Origin of the sequence: Pseudomonas sp. SIMBA_067 (assembly GCF_046534675.1) — a bacterium.
GTDB classification, from domain to species: Bacteria; Pseudomonadota; Gammaproteobacteria; order Pseudomonadales; family Pseudomonadaceae; genus Aquipseudomonas; species Aquipseudomonas putida.
In genome coordinates, this window is sequence record NZ_JAWRYH010001215.1 from 1 (window position 1) to 241 (window position 241).

Sequence of the window (241 nt, forward strand, 5' to 3'; positions counted from 1 at the left end):
GAACCAGCAGGTAGCGGCAGGTTGATCAACGTTCAACGTCACCGAGCGCTTGCCACCTGGCGGAATAATTCCCTGCGGGCCGCCGTCGACTTCACCCGGTACTTCCAGCCCGTGCCAGTGCAACGTTGTCTCTTCCGTCAGTTGGTTGTAGATATCAACCGTTACCGCTTTGCCGCGCTGTAATTTCACCGCCGGCCCCAGCAGATTGCCGTTATAGCCCCAGGTAGTTGCAGTTTTCCCG

The 241-nt window shown here is 58.1% G+C and carries 1 protein-coding gene; it reads right to left on the minus strand.

Going from position 1 to position 241, the window contains the following annotated elements; genetic code table 11:
• Window positions 1–241: multicopper oxidase domain-containing protein (locus SB765_RS33155; RefSeq protein ID WP_410932965.1), on the minus strand; the 241-nt coding region annotated here is incomplete at both ends.